This window comes from Dyadobacter sp. HNCC25DJ186 (assembly GCF_056895235.1).
Map to the genome: position 1 here is coordinate 161,580 of NZ_JBXHAS010000009.1, position 16,696 is coordinate 178,275.

Annotated in this window: 16 protein-coding genes; 9 read left to right on the forward strand and 7 right to left on the reverse strand. The window is 40.8% G+C overall.

Annotated features, from left to right (window positions below):
* Positions 1-81 precede the first annotated feature (81 nt).
* Entirely contained in the window at positions 82-366 is a 285-nt protein-coding gene (locus AC1XUO_RS23050) for a hypothetical protein (protein ID WP_483332191.1), read from the forward strand.
* A gap of 66 nt (positions 367-432) precedes the next feature.
* Here AC1XUO_RS23050 and AC1XUO_RS23055 read toward each other — a convergent pair whose 3' ends face one another.
* The 5 genes from AC1XUO_RS23055 to AC1XUO_RS23075 form a co-directional block, all read right to left on the reverse strand.
* The gene (locus AC1XUO_RS23055) at positions 433-846 is read right to left on the reverse strand and encodes a DUF1801 domain-containing protein (protein ID WP_483332192.1); all 414 of its coding nucleotides are present in this window, start codon (positions 844-846) and stop codon (positions 433-435) included.
* A gap of 112 nt (positions 847-958) precedes the next feature.
* A complete protein-coding gene (locus AC1XUO_RS23060) occupies positions 959-2,293 on the reverse strand; it encodes a hypothetical protein (RefSeq protein ID WP_483332193.1) in 1,335 nt (444 codons plus the stop codon).
* Between the two features lie 317 nt (positions 2,294-2,610).
* Positions 2,611-3,255, reverse strand: a complete 645-nt coding sequence (locus tag AC1XUO_RS23065) for a hypothetical protein (protein ID WP_483332194.1) — start codon at positions 3,253-3,255, stop codon at positions 2,611-2,613.
* Positions 3,256-3,259: 4 nt separating this feature from the next.
* Positions 3,260-3,769: an RNA polymerase sigma factor gene (locus tag AC1XUO_RS23070; protein WP_483332195.1), complete on the reverse strand. Its 510-nt coding sequence runs from the start codon at positions 3,767-3,769 to the stop codon at positions 3,260-3,262.
* A 332-nt stretch (positions 3,770-4,101) separates the two neighbouring features.
* A complete protein-coding gene (locus tag AC1XUO_RS23075; RefSeq protein WP_483332196.1) occupies positions 4,102-4,524 on the reverse strand; it encodes a VOC family protein in 423 nt (140 codons plus the stop codon).
* A gap of 514 nt (positions 4,525-5,038) precedes the next feature.
* Between AC1XUO_RS23075 and AC1XUO_RS23080 the strand changes: the two genes are divergently transcribed.
* The gene (locus tag AC1XUO_RS23080; RefSeq protein WP_483332197.1) at positions 5,039-5,380 is read left to right on the forward strand and encodes a YciI family protein; all 342 of its coding nucleotides are present in this window, start codon (positions 5,039-5,041) and stop codon (positions 5,378-5,380) included.
* Between the two features lie 45 nt (positions 5,381-5,425).
* Positions 5,426-6,664 carry an RNA polymerase sigma factor gene (locus AC1XUO_RS23085; RefSeq protein WP_483332198.1) on the forward strand — a complete coding sequence of 413 codons (1,239 nt, stop codon included), beginning with the start codon at positions 5,426-5,428 and terminating at the stop codon, positions 6,662-6,664.
* A gap of 39 nt (positions 6,665-6,703) precedes the next feature.
* Here AC1XUO_RS23085 and AC1XUO_RS23090 read toward each other — a convergent pair whose 3' ends face one another.
* Positions 6,704-10,270, reverse strand: a complete 3,567-nt coding sequence (locus AC1XUO_RS23090) for a carboxypeptidase regulatory-like domain-containing protein (protein WP_483332199.1) — start codon at positions 10,268-10,270, stop codon at positions 6,704-6,706.
* A gap of 256 nt (positions 10,271-10,526) precedes the next feature.
* Between AC1XUO_RS23090 and AC1XUO_RS23095 the strand changes: the two genes are divergently transcribed.
* The 6 genes from AC1XUO_RS23095 to AC1XUO_RS23120 all read left to right on the forward strand — a co-directional run bounded on the left by AC1XUO_RS23095 (position 10,527) and on the right by AC1XUO_RS23120 (position 15,352).
* Entirely contained in the window at positions 10,527-11,171 is a 645-nt protein-coding gene (locus AC1XUO_RS23095) for a porin family protein (RefSeq protein ID WP_483332200.1), read from the forward strand.
* Between the two features lie 484 nt (positions 11,172-11,655).
* On the forward strand, positions 11,656-11,913 hold the full coding sequence (locus AC1XUO_RS23100; RefSeq protein WP_483332201.1) for a hypothetical protein: 258 nt from the start codon (positions 11,656-11,658) through the stop codon (positions 11,911-11,913).
* An 80-nt stretch (positions 11,914-11,993) separates the two neighbouring features.
* Complete coding sequence (locus AC1XUO_RS23105; protein WP_483332202.1) at positions 11,994-12,422, forward strand: hypothetical protein; 429 nt, start codon at positions 11,994-11,996, stop codon at positions 12,420-12,422.
* 670 nt (positions 12,423-13,092) lie between these two features.
* Positions 13,093-13,512, forward strand: coding sequence for a response regulator (locus tag AC1XUO_RS23110; RefSeq protein ID WP_483332203.1), 420 nt, complete (start codon positions 13,093-13,095; stop codon positions 13,510-13,512).
* Between the two features lie 168 nt (positions 13,513-13,680).
* Positions 13,681-14,370 carry a LuxR C-terminal-related transcriptional regulator gene (locus tag AC1XUO_RS23115; protein ID WP_483332204.1) on the forward strand — a complete coding sequence of 230 codons (690 nt, stop codon included), beginning with the start codon at positions 13,681-13,683 and terminating at the stop codon, positions 14,368-14,370.
* A 322-nt stretch (positions 14,371-14,692) separates the two neighbouring features.
* A complete protein-coding gene (locus AC1XUO_RS23120; protein WP_483332205.1) occupies positions 14,693-15,352 on the forward strand; it encodes a carbonic anhydrase in 660 nt (219 codons plus the stop codon).
* Between the two features lie 107 nt (positions 15,353-15,459).
* On the opposite strand, the gene AC1XUO_RS23125 is transcribed toward AC1XUO_RS23120, so the two are convergent.
* Complete coding sequence (locus tag AC1XUO_RS23125; RefSeq protein ID WP_483332206.1) at positions 15,460-16,359, reverse strand: SDR family oxidoreductase; 900 nt, start codon at positions 16,357-16,359, stop codon at positions 15,460-15,462.
* Positions 16,360-16,696: the final 337 nt, after the last annotated feature.

Genomic DNA, 16,696 nt, shown 5'->3' on the forward strand with positions numbered 1-16,696 from the left:
TAAAATCGATTTTTGTTATCCCATTTTCAAGCCAGTGTGTTACCTTTAAAAGATTAAAATCGAATATTAACCATAGAAATCATGACAGAACCCCAGCTTACCGGCCTACAGAGACGTGCTGAAAAATTTATCGACCGGACAATATCATACTCAAACCCGCCAGCTGAGGCTGTTACGGGCAATTTTATAGGATTCGATGAATCATCTGTAGATAGGGCAGTGATACAACTTTCCAATGCAGCAGACAGAATTACTGTTCCTTTGATGTATGTTGTAAATTATTTCGAAGAAACTGAAGAAGCAAAACAGGAAGCAATCAGAAATTTGACATTTGAGAAAAGACCGGCCTTTAAACCTGGTAAATAGGTCTGGAAAATATTCTATCCATAGTTTTACTGTTTAATTCAGAAAATTGAAATAAAAGTAATTTGATCAGTACTTTTTTTGTAAAAATTCAATTGAATTATCGACCATTTCTAATAGTACGTCAATATTAATATCTTCAATTTTTTTGATATAAATACAGCTTTTTGCCATCTTATATTTGCCTAAGTTCTGCAATAAAATTTCTCTCTTTTCGGGATCTGACGCAAGGTATAAGGATATTGCATTGGTCCTTGCCGCAATTCCTGCCAATGGTGCGTCTCCCGAATGGCCGCTAGCGTAGACATAATGATAACTTCCAAAACCTACAATACCAGTCCCCCACATTTTCGGTTCAAGACCGGTATGGTGCCGGATTAAACTGATAATTTCAGAACAATCTTGACGCCTCTTTTCATCGGTAATATTTTGCAAATATACTGCTACACTATTTTCTGTTTCAACGGTTTTGTTCTTTGCCATATTTAGATGATTTACTTAATTTTCTAACAAAATTTCCAATCATAATTTGACTAGTGAATATACCGAATTTTAAACAAGATTTAAATCTACCGCTTCTCTCGATTATTACAAACTAACGAAGTCCCTGCCTTCTTTTTGACCACCTTTTCGCTAATAAACGCGGAGCATAAGAAACCATAAGATAACTCCATACTGGTATTTTTCCGGCATCATTAACCTTATTCAGCAATTCCATGCGTCTTGTAGCCAAGGTGAAAGAATACCCGTAGATGATTTCCACTGCTTTCGCCGGCCTGTAATTCAAAGACAAGTCACTTTCAAATCCCAGATATTTACCGTCAACTTCGTCGCCTCCACTTACTAGTAGGTGTTCTGAGTAAAATAGATGTACATCACCACGCAAGGAAAGCTTCTTACCAGCTTGAAATATGGTGAACAAGTACGGATTAAATAGCCCCTTTTTGTTGACATCGACTGGGAAACGGGTGAACAAATTCATATTGCCCATAAACTTCCAGGCAACGCCATAAAGCGGAACGAATGAATTCGAAACTCCCTTAGAAACCGTATTTTTCTCACCGCTCAGAATTTCGGCACCTAATCTGAAAAGCGTTCTGCCCGTATTGTAACTGATTTCAGGCTGAAAATAATAGGCGTGAATTTTTTCCGAAGCGGCATTCTCGCCATATTGATAGTAAACACTAACTGTCGCATACGCCCTCCCATGGGTATATTCAAGTCGCCCGCCATTGGAGATGCGCGGATAATATTGTTTGTTTCCGATAGTTCTGCGAAATATATCTACTGCATTGATCGTGGTCAGCGTAATTTGATTATCGAACTTGTATTTAAGGTGATGAATCAGGAGATATTTATAACTATGCGAGGCAACAGGAGAATAAACAGGATCAAAATTCCGGGCATATGGCCGGGTAAATGCAATTGTCAGATCTGTTTCCAACGCTTTTTTGTAAATAAAACGTATTCCTTCATGGGCACGGCTTTGCTGAGCCCATGGCGCTGCTGAAAATATCCGGCCATTATCCAGTGATAATGCCTGTCTGCCAATTCTGACCGAAATTGATTTGGTGATATTTGGTTCGGCATATAATTCAAAAAAATTCACACTACCTACCTTTGATAATCTTCCGGATTTTCCCCAGACATGAATTTCCTGCGGAGAAACATGTAATCGGAGCCAATTTGTTCGATAGGTAATTCCAAGGCGATTTCTCTGCGTTGTAAAAAGCTCTGGCATAACAGTATCTGCCGGAGTCCACATAAAATTATCACGATATTCTGCGCGCGGCCTTACTTCAAAATCAATTGTCAACTCTTGGCGCAAAGTATCTGACGATTGCGCATGCAATATGCCCGCTAAAAAAAGCGTAATGAGTATCGATAATTGATAACGAATGTTCGTACAGAAGAAAGTAGGTCTTGACACAGAAACAATCAGCTTACATGCATTGCAAAAAAAGCAAAGTAATTGATAAAGTCTATAAAATTTATAGATTAATTTATATACGAATGCAGTTAAATATTATATAAGGTAAACGGCACGTTTCTTACCGGTCAGAGGTTCGGCATAGCGTGACATTTATCAAATAAATTTTGAGTTAAATATCCTGGGTCTGAGTGACCAAAACGCTTCCAGTTTGCATGGTAATTATTAAGAATGAATCATGAGATTAAAAGGTAAGGTCAACGAGTACCCGTGTCAGGCAAAGGTCTATTAACTACACTCCCTCAGGAAAGTCCACCTTAACTCCGTTTCTGAAAATTGTCAATTTCGCGGAGCATTTTGATGGATTCAATGACAGGAATCCATTCTTTACCGCTAAAAATAAACCGGAACCATTTTTTTTCGTGGTTCTCGTAGTTGATATTGATAAATAGCCATATCGCTGCCACAAAAAAGATCAGGGTAACTATTCCCTGTGAAAACAGCCATACAGGATTTTCAAACATTTTATCCTGGATACTAAAAGTCGTCCAGACCGGGGCGTGTAAAAACATCAGTCGCGCGATCAAAAGTGTAGAACTCTTTAAGCTTGCCAACCTGTATTGCGTTTTAAAAAGTGATTCACTTATGTCTGTTTGATAAATCAAGATCACCTGGTAGATATAAATCCCGATCACAACCGTAACTGTCAATGCGTGAATAAACATTGAAAACCAGAAAAATGGGCTTGCAAAAGAATAAGTACTGAACAACACAATACTTAAAAATGCAACCCAAAGCATGCCGGTCATTATTGTAAATGTTTTCATCGGTGCCATAGAGCCTACCAGCGACTTGATTTTAATAAGTGTGATATCGGCAGCATTCTGCCGGTTCAAAGTAAGACTTTCCTGAAGTTTTTGATCGTAAGACCGCCATAAGGCTATCAGCTCGGTATCTTCCATGTTTTTAAGATTTCAATGTTGAAAATTTCTTTCTCAATTTTTCTTTAATCCTGGCGACTTTCGTAGAGACGTTTGAAGTCGATATTCCTAATATTTCAGCTATTTCATGCTGACTTCGCTCTTCAAGATAAAGCAGGATAAGTGCCCGGTCGAGCTCATTCAATTCTTTGATAAAATGGTATAGGAGTGATAAATCGAAGTCGGGTTCTAACGGACCATCGTCGGTTACCAAACTGAGTATTTCAGAAGTCATCGGCTGGCGGAGCTTATCTCTTGTTGTCTGTTTTCTGTAAAATGATATCGAAACATTCAAAGCGATTCGGTACATCCAGGTAGTGATCATGAAATGCTCATCGTATTTTGGAAAGGAGAGCCAGAGCTGAATAGTAATTTCCTGAATCAGATCTTTTCGGTTTTCCACATCATAGCAGTACGCATTGGCAACTTTGTAAATGATTCCTTTATTGGCCTCAATCACATTAAGAAAACCAGCAGTATCTCGCGAAAGTAACATTCGTTTTGTCTTTAGACTACATCATCCGTTTCGTAATCAATTATTCGCAGCCACAAATAGATTGTCACAAAAATGACGGTTTTTTTTAATAGAATGTTTCATAGTATTTGTATCACTCAGAAAAGTGTTACCGAAAGTTTACGTCGACCCGCTATGTGTTGAGTCATTTGAAAGAATATAATTGTTATTACAACAAGCCGGTGAAAATCTGGCTCGTTGTAGCTTGTAGCTTGATTTGAAGTGCGTACCTACCGCTTTCCGGACTTATGGCCTCCTTGAAACAATTGATCAAGGCATCAAAATTCTCGTTTGCAGGTATGGTTAAGTTCCGACTAGACTACCAGTCCTTCCCAAATCCCAGGTGTGGCAAGTTCAACCAAATGATTATTGGTGTCGCGGAAATACAGACTATATCCCTGATTGAAGGAGATTTCACTTTCAATGTTGATATTGCGGCTAGTGAGACGTTCCTTCCAGTAATCGATCGCACCACTATCAATTGAAAATGCTATATGAACCGGTCCTTTTCCATCGTGCGCGGGTATAATGCCCCCGGTCGGGAGCTGAACCTCTTTAATAGAGCCCTCCTCTTGAAACAATAGCAAAACTTGTTTTCCTGCAACACTTAATGCCACCAGCCGGTCTGAGCTTAGTAAAACTTCAAATCCAAACAAATTCTTATAGAACTCGCTGGCACGGTTGAGATCCGGGAAGTATAGTGCCGATTCTAATATTCCGTTAATATTTCCTTTCATATGCTGTCAGTTGGTTAATTGTCAATAACCTTTATGGAACAGCCTTTTGATCTTTTTTGATCCAGCTGGATAAAATCGTTTCTGCAATTTGTTAACAATCTGCGATGTACCTCCAAAAAGAACTATTTTGCAGAAAAGCTTCGATTTATGGTCAAAATTGTTCAGGTTTGCCTTTGCCAGATACCCCGCAGCCTACCTGATTATATTGAGGATCATTTCCTTTCTGACAATAGACCTATGGCTATTATCAGGTAACCAACTAGGGAAGAATCACAACGGGTATTCCGACCATTACGGTAGTTCCCTGACCTTTTATAGAACTGACGTTGAAAAGCTAACAGAGGTAACCTTTTGAAACGCTTTTCATCTTATCTATATTTACCTGCCACTTTGAATTTTCCGACAGTCAAACAATAGCCGGATTCGGTTAAAAAATTAGATCTGCAATGTCCAATTGATTAAACTTCATTTGTTATAGTGATATAAACTCAATAACCACTTAAAATCCAGACAAATGGACGAATTTATTTTAATTTTCAGACACGAAAATGCAACAGCAAAAGTCTCTCCTGAGCAAATGCAGCTTTGGATGAAACAACAAATGGATTGGATTGGAGGCATAACAGCTCAGAACAAATTTGTTAGCGGAACGGGCTTACTTTTTGATCATGCAAAAGTTGTAGGCCATAACAGCATCGTCACCAATGGTCCATTTGGAGAAATAAAAGAAACATTGGGTGGTTATATCATCATCAAAGCGGAAAACGTAGATGAAGCGGTAGAATTTGCAAAAGGCTCACCAGTTCTGCAGGGAGAAGGAAATACTGTTGAAGTCAGACAAATTGCAAAGCACTGATTTACTTTAAAAAAGGTCCTTGAGAATCAAGGTCTTTCCGATTAAATGGAACAACAGGAATTAATACCTCATTTATTCAGATCAGAGTATAGTAAGATCACTGCTGTGCTTTGTAAACTTTTTGGTATTGAGCATATTGAAATTGCGGAAGACATTGCCAGCGAAACTTTTTTACTGGCGGTTGAAACATGGAGTTATAAAGGTATACCCCCAAACCCGACCGCCTGGCTTTATCTGGTTGCAAAAAATAAAGCAAAAAACTATTTTAATCACAATAAAATATTTGCTGAAAAAATTTTAAAGCAACTACAATACACAAACATAACAACAGAAGAAATAGAAATTGATTTATCAGAAAAAAACATAACCGATAGTCAATTACAAATGCTGTTTGCCATCTGCCAACCTTCTATTTCGGTCGAATCCCAAATAGGCCTTGCCCTGCGTATACTTTGTGGTTTTGGAATTGACGAAATTGCAGACGCATTTTTAACGAACAAAGAAACAATTAACAAACGACTTTTTAGAGCCAAAGAAAAACTAAGACTTGAAAATATACAAATTAAATATCCGGATATCACAGAAATCGAAAAGCGATTAGAAACCGTTTTAACAACGTTATATTTGCTTTTCAATGAAGGTTACTATTCTGAAAGACAGGATACTATCGTTCGCAAAGACCTTTGTTTGGAAGCAATGAGATTGACTTATTTGCTCATCGAAAATGAGCGGACAAATCAGCATTCAACAAATGCCCTACTTTCTTTAATGTGCTTTCATTCTTCCCGTTTAGATGCAAGGGCTGCTAAAAATGGAGAAATTATTTTGTATGAAGAGCAAGACAAAAATCTCTGGAACGAAGAACTAATTATGAAAGGCAACTACTTTCTTACACAGGCTTCAAATTGGCACATCATTTCTAAATATTATTTAGAGGCGGGGATTGCCTATTGGCATACCATTAAAACGGATTCAACTGAAAAATGGGAAAACATTTTGCAACTATATAACCACTTGTTGCAGATTGAATATTCGCCTATTGCTGCGCTTAACAGGACATTTGCGCTATCAAAAGTAACAAGCAAACAAACCGCAATCGTTGAAGCAGAAAAGTTGAATTTATCCGACAATCATTTCTATTATATTTTACTCGGTGAACTTTGCCGGGACGACAATAAAATAAAAGCAAAAGAGTATTTTGAAACAGCATTTTCAATAGCCAAAACACAGACAGAAAAACATTTCATAAAAAAGAAAATTGGAGAATTGTTATTTGTGGTTTGATCAGAACAAAATTACGATATCCGGGATGTATTCACGACATTATTGAACCTGTAAAAAATTTACGCCCAGCACTGGACGACCGTCAGATGTGACACCCTGAATTACAACGCGTAGCGTTCGTACTACGTCTGAAAGGGGAAAACGCAGCTGGCTGTTTCCCTGACTATCAGTTTGTATTATTGGTTTCCAGTAAATCACATCCCGGTCATCAACACGGCCGGAAGTTGTGCCGGCCGTTCCCTCAATGTCGTAGCGAGGCACATAAAATTCACGTTGCACCTTTGGATAGCCAATGATTTGAATCGGCGTTATCCCCTCGCTATGATCTGGTCCCTCCTGCATGTACCTGGCACCTTTGGTGTAAAAAGCAATAACACCATTACCGCCCCGAACCCCATATATACCGGCTGTACCAGCATTTTTAAGGACTTCGATACGTTCAATATCGCTTGGATTAAAATTCATCAAAGCGTTTCTATCGGGGTCTTGAACTGGCACCCCATCCATTAAAAACAATGGTTGTGTTCCACTTTTAAAGCTATTCATTCCCCGAATGGAAACCTGATATCCCGGGGGAGATGGTGGACCGCCCGGCGTTGACGTCGTTCTCACGACCGTCACGCCCGCAAATCTCCCCTGAATCATTTCGTATAGATTTGAGTATTTTGGCGATTTTTCATTGAACGTGAGCACAGCATCGGCATTATTGTGCAGACTACGCATTTGAATATCTTCAGGCCTTTCCTTGTATTTCTGCACTCGAACAGTCACTTCATTTAGCAGCTCAGCTGTTTTCTCCCGGTAAAGATCGGTATCTGCATCTTGTCGTATCCGTGCAGCCATCAGTTGCGCTTCCAGCATTGGCCAGTTTGGCTGAGTAGCCATTTTACCAAATTCCCATTGTTTGCCAGAACCTTCCTCAACCAGAAAGGCTTCTTTCGCAGACATTTTTTTTCCGTTATGCTCCGCGATTTGAAGCATTAATTGTACTGTATCCGCAATGGCCATTCCACCTAGCCGAAAGCGTCCCTGTTCGTCAGCGCCTGCCGATTTTAAGAACGATTGTCCCGGGCTTGTGGACGCGACAATAATCTTCGCGCCAGGTATCGGTTGATTTTTTGCATTCAAAATGCGGCCGCCAAGCGATACCCCACCGAGCGAATCTGCTTCCGGCGTGCCACTAATCCTTCGCCAGCCTTGGGTCAGCAGCAGGTCGTCCAGTGCTTTACGGGTTTCTGTTCCGTGGTTCATGACATATTGGTTGGGCTCTTCGATATGTCCCCGCAGTTCTCCTGTTAGGAGCAGATGCGCTGGCAGCATAGCGTTGGCAGCATCCTCAGGTACCTTGCTCATATCCGTAATCGACGCTGATAGAGCCGCCGACGCAGGTGATCCGTTATCGCTCAGATTGACGCTCAGAAGAACTTGTTCACGGGGTAGATATTTGTTCTTATTGAGTTTCAATGTCACGCTAACCGGCGAAATAAAATCTGATACAAAAAACATTCGTTCACATTGTGGCTTAGCTTTTGAATCGTAAAGGGTGACTTGCGCAAGACCAGGTAACCAGCCCGTCATTGGCAAACTTATCCTGGCCACCCCTTTTTGCAAAAAAACTTTTCGCTGATCGACTAACACGCCACGTTGCTGAATCAGAATGTACGCTGAGTCAGTAGCGGTACGTCGAGAACTCGTAATCGCCAATACCAGACGGGTGGTGTCGCTGATCGCATCGGCTGAAAGCAACAGGCCATCGTTTTCGGGTTTAGGCAAAGGAACGTGTTGCACCTGGTTATTGAAGGTTAAGTCTGCGTAGTATGTTCGCTGCGCCATAGGCTCCATTACCAGGCTGGTCATTCCCTGGTGATTGGTCTTAAAACGAACTACCTCACCCCCCAAATCGTCAACAATACGTCCCTCAGTGGAAAACCCCTGACCATTGAACCGTACAATTTTAACACCCAGACGGGCTGGCAATCCTGAAATCCAGCGACCGCCTTCTGGCAAAATCTGAATATCCAAAGGCTGACTAACAGAATCATTATGCATTGCTATTTCGCTGCGAAACAAATTATGGATCGCCACCGACCGTTCGAAAGCGGGACGTCTCTGCCCATCATCTTCATCGGTATAGGCGCGTAGACGATACATTCCTGTCACAAGCGTATCAGACAGACGAAAATTGCCCTGGCCGCGTCCGTCAATAATATGTACCCACTGATGCTGAACCAGTTTCCCTGTTGATGTAAGCAGGTCGACATGCATAGCTGTTTCACCACCGACCCGCTGGTGACTAGTGGCGTCGAGTAAGTAGGTGCTCATCCAGACCCGGTCCCCAGTGGCATAAAAAGGTTTATCAATGTGCACAAACGTTGTTGGAGCCAGCAACTTGAATCGCTCATCGAAAGTCGCACTGATACTTTGAAGGCAGGTATCAGACGGCGCAAGTTTTCCAAGAGTAGCCAATGGTCCGGTAGCAAGTTGCTCCTGCTCAATGCCCTGGGGTTTCCAGTCAGCGGGTAACATCGTAGATAACCTGTCATCACCCATTGAGCCCTCCGCTTCCATACCCTCAGCCATCGTAATCACCCCATCAATAGTCATTTGCATCTGCCCACCGGGCAGTTTTATTTCTGTATAGGCGTATCGGGCATCCGGATAAGGCGAGAAGGCCGAGGATGCTTTCGTATAAAACACAATGAGTTTCATGGGCGAAACCAATCTGCGTTCGTTCGTTAACCGGCCTGGTTGAATCAATTTTTCAATCTGGATGGGGACCAAACGATTGTATTCCTTTATCGCGGCAGCTAGTGTAATGCTCCTGCGTTCGACAGAGATTTGCTTAGTGACATCTTCCTGATAAACCAGAAAGCCAGCCTGCTCGAAAGAACCGTCTACTAAGCTGCTCATCAAATGCCGGGTAGATCCTCTGTAGGCCGTCAGCCGATTACGCCGGAATTGGTCGGCCTGGCGTTCGCTTTCAGGTTTGAGTTCTTCAAAGCGGGCAGTACCGGCAAAATAAACCTTCCCTGACGGAGTAACATCGAAGTGTTGCAAATCATAGATTAGCCTGTATCCCAGGGCCCGATTATCAATAATTAACGGCTCATTAGCCGTCGCATACAGATTATCTTTATCTTCTTTAAAGTTGAGAACTTCACTATTGACAAGCAGGCACTGTCTGCCAAATGGTTCGCCAAAAAGTTGCTGTTTAAACTGGCGTAAAAGTTTTTCCGACCGCTTCGAATTGCCCCTTACTGTTACGGCATCCAGCATCTGTTCACTTGCTTGCAGCCGGAAATCGACTTTTTGCGGAGATGTATTTTCAAATCGTATTTTTTGAGAAAAAGGCTGATAACCAACAAACGAAGCAGCGATTTCAACCGTACCCAGTGGCACGCCTGTTAACCTGTAAAAGCCACGTTCGTCGGTAATCGCCCCTTGCGTTGATCCATTTACGTAAACGTGGGTAAACGGCATGGGTTTCCCCGTCGTGGCATCTGTCACGTTTCCGGTAAGTACAGCTGTCTTTTGTCCATAAGCCAGCAGGCCCGATGCCAGAAGTAAAAAGAAAATTATCCAACGACTGAAGAAGGTGTAACGCATAGATATTAATTTACTCTTAAAAGAATTAGCCAGGTATATTTTACTTGGGTGCTGGGCTGACGAGTTTACATAAGAATAATCGGAATAATTTAAATATTAGAAACTTAACATTCAGTTGTAAAATCTAACTTAGAATATTCATTATATTTCGCTGTTGACTAACGGATACAAATGAGTTCAAAAAAAACTTGGGCAAGTTTCTCTGTATGGTTTGCAGCTTAATTTTTTAAATTATATCTACTCCCCCATCAATCCCATGAAAAACAAATTAACCTATCTACTTCTGCTTGCAGCCACTTTATGCATTTCAAAAGTGCAGGCTCAGACATTTACCGCCAAAGCCGGTTTAAATCTCGGCAATGTCAAAGAGAAAGGCGGCGGGGGTATCAATCCCGACTACAACATGAATCCTGGTTTCCATGTTGGTATGGCAGTAGAATTTCCGATCAACACCTGGCTCGCTGTTGAGCCAGCAGTTCTATTCGATCAAAAAGGGGCGAAATACAACCAGAGTATTTTGGGTACTGACATTGATGCCAGTATTCGGCTAAACTATATCGATATCCCTGTCAATTTGAAAGTTTCTCAAAAGATGGAAAATGATATGAGAATCTTCGCCACCGCGGGCCCCTACCTCGGCATCGGCTTATCTGGGAAAATCAAAGGAGACGTTGGCGGCCAAAAAGTTGATGAAAAAGTAATTTGGGGATCAAGCGAAGATGATATGTACAAACGTATGGAAGTAGGGGCAACTTTTGGAGCAGGTGTAGAGTTCAATATGATCCAGGTCGGGTTATCATACGATCTCGGGCTCTCAAACGTGTCTGCCATGACAATAGATGATTATTCTTCCAAAAACAGAGTGCTAAGGTTTTCTGTTGGATATCGCTTTGGCAAATAGCGCAATAAACAAAGGTGTTTCAGGCAGCCGATTGTTGAGGCTGCCTGCACCTAAAAAAGCATGTTCGTTGGAGTAACATCGTAGGTGGACTTAGCTATGTAAACCTCAGAGAATGGCATAAATATCTCTTATGCCATCCTGAAACTCATGAACGAGTACAAAGTGTTTGCCATTTCAATTTTTCAGTTGCTGCAAATGATTTCGCATGTCTGAATATCCGTAATTTTCAATTAGCAAATAGTTTCCGCGATATCAGGTTGTGTCCTATTATTAGAACACTTCAAAAAAAAGCTGACCCGATGGGAGTAGTTGTTCCAGTTTTGAAAAATTAACTTCGATGATGGCCTGGATTACCCTCTGCATTTTAGTGATTGTGACCTGGCGGGTCATTTCTTCTGTATAATTTAATCAAAACATCACATAAAAAATTAAAATGTTTTGAAGTAACAAACTAACTTCATGGGTTAGTTAAAACTTCATCATCATGGATAATTTTACGGAATACATTGACACCGTAGCCCGGATGTCAATTCTCAAAGCCAAAGCGGCCTTCACCTGCCCGGTTCATCCGGATGTAATGATACGTATTGATGATTCCGGCAATCAGCAACGTGCTTTTATGATAGCGCAAAATACCCTGGTGTACAACGATAAAATTGTACTTCTCAAAAGAGTGAAGAGCGCAGTCGAGAACGAATTGGAATCTGCAAAATCGAATTGCACACTTTGTAGTTTGAAATAAGGAACTTGCGGTTTTATTTCCCTGATATCGTCAACATGCATGTTTTGAATACTTGAAGTATGAACTCGTTAATCTCGACCATGAAAAATTTGATTATTTGCCTTTATTTAGTCTTTGCTATTGGTTGTAGGGAAGCAAAAGAGGATAACATAATATATGAATGTGTTGGTGCAAGTTTCTACTATCTTGATAATCAAACAGATCAAAATTTCCTGGTCGAATTTTCGGCACCTATACTGAATAACCAAATTGATTTTACGCAGGTCATTAATAAACAACGCGTATTACTCGGACAGGATGCAATGTTCGGATCTATTCCTCGGCCGACCAACACTTTCTCCAGCTTTTCTTTGTATACCATGGTGGACGGTAAAAAAAATATTATATATCGCCAGGATCCCGTACAGGATTCACTTTGGGAAAAACGCAAACATAATCCCACAGATCCCGACCATGGCTGTCACCGGGTCGATTATACTTTGACAATCACAAATGACTTATTGCAATAGAGATATGGGGCTAAATTAATCAACTGCACCAACTTGGAAGTTGTACGTGGGTTGTAAATTAAATATTGAGGCGAAATAAAATTGTGATGATACAAGCTTTTTGAAAGGCCCCTTCAAGACACACTAATTGTTGTGACTGTAAATATCCGCACCTATTGCCATATCTATTCAAAAATAATAGAAATAATTCTACATTGTTAGATGATTGGTACGATAATTGTAGATATACTTTGTCACACGATCAAGCTCCTTATTTACTGAACACAAGATGCTTTCATCCGACCATTCATGTTTTTACAATATCAATTGCCCCAAAATTATTGGCCACTTGCGAGCTTTTACATTTATTATTCGCTTTAAGAAATTGTGAAATGCCGCAAGAAATATATTGTAGTGTTAATGCAAACAAGGTTTAATGTGAACAAGCGTTGCATGGATCAGACGATTCGATCGAACTCGCAAGTTTAGTTCGCTTTTCACCGATTTGAGCGGCACTGCTTTGGAATAAACCGAATTAGTTATGATGCGACCAGAGATCGTTGAGCACACATTATCGTATAGCAAAGTCCGTAATCCATAGAATGCAGTGATTTAGTTTCATCCGGATTTTCTTCCGATTGCCCTAAATGAACCACCTTACTCCTATTTAATTTTAGAATTTATAACAACAATGACCCAATCTCAAAACAACGATAAATTGATTCCAACACGTTTCGTGTTGGTTGACGACGACAAAATTTGCAATACGATCGCTAAATTTGGTGTGCTAAAACTCAATCCGGATGCAGAAGTTCAGGTTTATTCAGACCCTGAAATTGCATTGGAAACCATTCAGCAAGAGGTGATCACTGAAACAGAAGATATCAAAACCATTATTTTGTTAGACATTAATATGCCTATACTGAGCGGATGGGACTTTCTAGATTCTCTTGCCAGGCGTGGTGAAGAGTTCTGCCGACGTTTCACCATCATTATGCTGTCTTCATCAATAGATCACAATGAACTACAAAAAGCGAATAGCCACCCTTTGCTTTCCGGTTTTTTATCAAAACCACTGAATCCGAAGGAACTTGAAACCTTTTTAGTTTAAGTAGACCCGACTGATTGCCTAAGCATCGCGGCGAGGCATTAAGTAAGTTCAGACTAACAACAGTGATGCTGCTTACCACTTCTCACATTAATGCAAAGCCAGACCCACTGCAATGCGCAGTTCTGCTTACCAATACCTTCCACAATATCCGTTCGAGTTTTATAGATTATGGCAAAGATTAAAATTTTATTTATTGAAAATAGTTATGTAGTTAGAGTTGGATTGGGGGAAATTATAGAAGAGAACGTCGGTCGTGTAACGTCCTTCGATAGCTTGTCGCCACAATCTTCCAATCTCACAAACCTTAAGTCTGATCAGTTTAACCTGGTGATCATAGGCTCAGTTTCAAAAGAAGCAACGGCATTAATTGAAAAAATCAAAACACAGAATAGCAAAACCCGGGTTTTAGTTTTTGCCCGATATTTGAAATATTCTGACGCCCTGGATTGCCTCCTCGCTGGTGCCGATGGTTTTTTAACTCAAAATGCCAGCTGTGATGAAATTGCTCAGTCTATCCAATCGGTTTTAAACGGACGTCAACATTTGTGTCTTAGCTTAATGGAACAAATGGCGCAGGAAACCCTGACGGCGAACTTAAAAAAGAGCAAAACATTGACTGGTAGTCCTAAAAAATGGTCTGCCAGCCCGATTTATACACTTAGTAAGCGTCAAATTCAAATTGCACAAGGTATAATTCAGGGACAATCTACGTCTTCTATTGCCTACTCACTGGGAATTGCCAATTCAACCTTAGCAACCCACAAGTCGATCTTATTTAGAAAATTAGGAATCACGAATTTACCGGAATTGGTGGACAAATATTATGACGAGCTGAGTAGTACAATTCCAAAACCTTGAATTTACCGGAAACTAAAAAGTGCTTCGAATGATTGGTTTTAACAACTCAGACGATCCCCACAGTTTTATAAAACTCCGGGTGATTGCTGGTCAATTGTGAAATATTTTCTAAAATTTATTTGATTACTATGAAACAGCATCGGATATTGTGAAATTAACGTATTCATTATTTAAGGGAGAATTATTAGTCTTATGGCTATTTTGAGTGACTTAATGCGGGTATAGTTTTTTAGCATGAATAGCGAAAAATGTTTACAGATAAATCCTGTAAGTTGATGTTAAGTAATGATTAAAATACCTTTTATCTAAAAAAATTATTACAATGGATATTGCACAAATTTTTAAAAATAATCAAGACTGGGTTCAAAAGAAGCTAAATGTTGAACCAAGCTATTTTAGCGAACTTTCCAAAGGCCAGACTCCCGACATTCTATACATTGGTTGTTCCGATAGCCGTGTTTCGGCCGAAGAACTGATGGGAATCGCTCCGGGCGAAGCATTTGTATTGAGAAATATTGCCAACATGGTTCCCAATACAGATTTGAGTGTCATGTCTGTTATCAACTACGCTGTTGAGCATCTTAAAGTGAATCATATAGTCGTTTGCGGACATTATTATTGCGGTGGTGTCCAGGCAGCGATGAAATCAGGTGATTTGGGAATATTGAATCCGTGGCTTAGAAATATTCGTGACGTTTACCGCATGCACAAAGACGAATTAAATAAGATTGACGATGAGGAATCCCGCTATAAGAGGTTGGTAGAATTGAATGTTCAGGAACAGTGTATCAATGTAATTAAAACAGCTGAGGTGCAAAAAGCACAGCGCGATCGTGATTTAACTGTCCATGGATGGGTTTTTGATGTGCATACAGGAGAATTAATCGACCTGAATATCGACTTTAAAAAACTTCTTCAAAACATCATGGAAATTTATCGTCTTGATTTGGTGGCGCCTGAGAAGCAGGAAGCCGATGCGTAACTGCATCATTATAAGACCTTTGCCTTTCTGATAACAATCGTTATTATCCGATATAAAAATAAAGCACGGCTCACGCCGTGCTTTATTTTGTATTGATCATCTATTCGTTACGGATGGCCATTTCCACCGGCAGCACCGTAGATTTGCCCTGTCGCAAAGCTTGCATCTTCGGCTGCAAGCTGTACGAATATGGATGCTAATTCCGCAGGCTGACCTGGTCTGCCCAAAGGCGTGACTTTTCCAAATTCCACAATCGCGTCTTGTGGCTGTCCCCCACTCACTTGCAAGGGAGTCCAGACCGGCCCTGGCGCAACTCCGTTGACACGAATGCCTTTTGGCCCCAATTGCTTGGCCAGCGATTTGACGTAAGCAACATTTGCAGCTTTGGTCTGCGCATAGTCGAATAAATTATCCGATGGGTCATATGCCTGAACAGACGAAGTGGCAATAATAACTGACCCTGCCTCCAGATGCGGCAAAGCTGCCTTTGTGATCCAGAAGGGGGCGTAAATATTTGTTTTTATTGTTTCGTCAAAACCTTCCGAAGTCAGGTCGAGCAAGGAATCTACCGCCTGTTGGTGGCCTGCATTGTTAACCAGTATATCCAGACCGCCCAGTTTTTGCACCGCCTGCTCCACAAGTTCCTTACAGAAAGATTCCTCTGTAATATCCCCGGGGATCCCATACCCTTTCCGTCCCTCAGCCACAATAAGCGCGATCACCTCATCTGCATCAGACTGTTCCGATGGCAGATAATTGATAACGACGTCAGCTCCTTCCCGGGCGTAAGCAATTGCCGCGGCACGGCCAATTCCAGAATCTCCACCGGTTATCAGCGCTTTTCTGCCGGCCAACCGCCCGGATCCTTTATAGGAAGTTTCACCGTGATCAGGTTTTGGATCCATCTTGGAAGCCAGTCCTGGCACTTGCTGCGGCTGCTTGTTGAATGGTGGCTGGGGATATTTATCAACTGGATTTTGAAGAGTCGATTTGATTGTTTCAGACATGTTAATGAAGTTATGTTAAAATCGTATACATGAAACCACGAAAGGATTTCAAAGCAACATATTATACCAAAACTTTGCCAATCATTTATTTTAAGGAAACCCAAGGTAAAAGTGCACAGTTTTCTGGATATCATTTTTTCAAAACAAATATTTGCTGGAAGAATTATTCCTGCTAAAATTCAAAAACTTAGTGCAATTAGATTTGACAAATGCCCTCTCTGCACATTTTTCACAGAATTTGTAAAGTTATCGGATTGCCGTAACGGTTTATGATACCCAGTGCATTCTCATAATATTACTGCTGAAACAACTGCCAAAATTGAGGAACTTGTTGAAC

Excerpts from the sequence above, each read along its gene's own strand:
- AC1XUO_RS23050 (WP_483332191.1), top strand. The coding sequence starts at position 82 with ATGACAGAACCCCAGCTTACCGGCCTACAGAGACGTGCTGAAAAATTT.
- AC1XUO_RS23055 (WP_483332192.1), bottom strand. The coding sequence starts at position 846 with ATGGCAAAGAACAAAACCGTTGAAACAGAAAATAGTGTAGCAGTATAT.
- AC1XUO_RS23065 (WP_483332194.1), bottom strand. The coding sequence starts at position 3,255 with ATGGAAGATACCGAGCTGATAGCCTTATGGCGGTCTTACGATCAAAAA.
- AC1XUO_RS23070 (WP_483332195.1), bottom strand. The coding sequence starts at position 3,769 with ATGTTACTTTCGCGAGATACTGCTGGTTTTCTTAATGTGATTGAGGCC.
- AC1XUO_RS23075 (WP_483332196.1), bottom strand. The coding sequence starts at position 4,524 with ATGAAAGGAAATATTAACGGAATATTAGAATCGGCACTATACTTCCCG.
- AC1XUO_RS23080 (WP_483332197.1), top strand. The coding sequence starts at position 5,039 with ATGGACGAATTTATTTTAATTTTCAGACACGAAAATGCAACAGCAAAA.
- AC1XUO_RS23085 (WP_483332198.1), top strand. The coding sequence starts at position 5,426 with ATGGAACAACAGGAATTAATACCTCATTTATTCAGATCAGAGTATAGT.
- AC1XUO_RS23090 (WP_483332199.1), bottom strand. The coding sequence starts at position 10,270 with ATGCGTTACACCTTCTTCAGTCGTTGGATAATTTTCTTTTTACTTCTG.
- AC1XUO_RS23095 (WP_483332200.1), top strand. The coding sequence starts at position 10,527 with ATGAAAAACAAATTAACCTATCTACTTCTGCTTGCAGCCACTTTATGC.
- AC1XUO_RS23100 (WP_483332201.1), top strand. The coding sequence starts at position 11,656 with ATGGATAATTTTACGGAATACATTGACACCGTAGCCCGGATGTCAATT.
- AC1XUO_RS23105 (WP_483332202.1), top strand. The coding sequence starts at position 11,994 with ATGAAAAATTTGATTATTTGCCTTTATTTAGTCTTTGCTATTGGTTGT.
- AC1XUO_RS23110 (WP_483332203.1), top strand. The coding sequence starts at position 13,093 with ATGACCCAATCTCAAAACAACGATAAATTGATTCCAACACGTTTCGTG.
- AC1XUO_RS23115 (WP_483332204.1), top strand. The coding sequence starts at position 13,681 with ATGGCAAAGATTAAAATTTTATTTATTGAAAATAGTTATGTAGTTAGA.
- AC1XUO_RS23120 (WP_483332205.1), top strand. The coding sequence starts at position 14,693 with ATGGATATTGCACAAATTTTTAAAAATAATCAAGACTGGGTTCAAAAG.
- AC1XUO_RS23125 (WP_483332206.1), bottom strand. The coding sequence starts at position 16,359 with ATGTCTGAAACAATCAAATCGACTCTTCAAAATCCAGTTGATAAATAT.